The organism is Pelagimonas sp., from assembly GCF_058892305.1.
The window spans coordinates 1-1,339 of record NZ_JBZXVN010000088.1 but is presented as its reverse complement, the minus strand read 5'-3'; the positions used below and the strand labels follow the sequence as shown (position 1 = coordinate 1,339).

1 pseudogene is annotated in these 1,339 nt (G+C 55.3%); it reads right to left on the bottom strand.

Going from position 1 to position 1,339, the window contains the following annotated elements:
• Nucleotides 1-1,313: pseudogene (locus tag AC5EFR_RS23385) on the bottom strand (IS3 family transposase); the annotation flags it as partial.
• Nucleotides 1,314-1,339: the final 26 nt, after the last annotated feature.

Here is a 1,339-nt window from a genome sequence, read left to right as displayed (position 1 = left end):
CGCGCTTCGAGTGTCTTGAGTTTGATCCTTTCCCTTTGTTTTAGAATGGCTTTGTCACGGCCACAGTAGACGTCGGCGGGTGTGACGTTGTTGATGCTCTCGTGATAGCGCTGGTGGTTGTAGTGATCGACGAAGGCTTCGATTTGAGCTTCGAGATCACCGGGCAGGAAGTAGTTTTCCAACAAGATGCGGTTCTTTAAAGTCTGATGCCAACGCTCAATCTTGCCTTGTGTTTGCGGGTGGTACGGCGCACCGCGCGAGTGCTTCATGCCTTTGTCCTGCAACCATTCCGCCAGATCTTTTGAGACGTAACTTGACCCGTTGTCACTGAGCAAGCGCGGCTTGTGAACGACATGCACTTGATCACAACCTGACGCCTGCAGCGCCAGGTCCAGTGTGTCCGTCACGTCTTCTGCCCGCATGTTGTTGCAGAGCTTCCACGCGATGATGTCGCGGCTGTAATCGTCGAGGATCGTGCTGAGATAGAACCAGCCCCAACCAAGGACCTTGATTGTAGGTGAAGTCTGTCTGCCAGAGCTGGTTGATGGCCGCCGTCTTGTGCTGGAACTCATCAACTGCTTTCAGAACGATGAACGCCGGGCTGGTGATCAGGTCATGCGCCTTCAGCACCCGATACACAGTGGATTCAGAGACAAAGTAGCGCTCCTGATCCGTGAACGTCACAGCAAGCTCGCGCGGTGATAGCTCTGTCTCTTTCAAGGCGAGGTCGACAACCTTGCGCTTCACCTCGTCAGGGACGCAGTTCCAGACATGTTTAGGCTTGGGCGATTGATCCTGCAAACCAGCCTCGCCACGCTGAAGGTAGCGATCATACCAGCGGTAGAACGTGGTGCGGGGGATACCCAACTTGGCCAGTGTCCGACGCGCTGACAGATGGCTGTCCTCGACCAGTCGAATGATCTCAAGCTTCTCAGATGCAGGATACCTCATTCGTGGTCGCCCCCACCGTCGAACATGCTTTTTTTGAGAAGACGCAGCTCAAGCGTCTGCTCCGCCACCACCTCTTTGAGGTCCTTGGCCTCGCGGCGCAGTTCCTTGACCTCATCAGTGTTTGCCGCCCGAGCTGTGTCGCCCGCTAGCCGTCTCTTCCCGGCTTCCATGAAGTCCTTAGACCACTTGTAATAGATGCCCTGCGAGATCCCTTCACGTCGGCACAACTCCGCAATGCTGTCCTCACCGCGCAGACCATCCAGCACGATCCGGATCTTCTCTTCAGATGAATAATGTTTGCGGGTCGCCCGCTTGATGTCTTTGACGATCTTCTCGCCGGGGCTCTTCGTTGTCTTTCTCATCGACCACTCCTCGGTGGTTACGATGA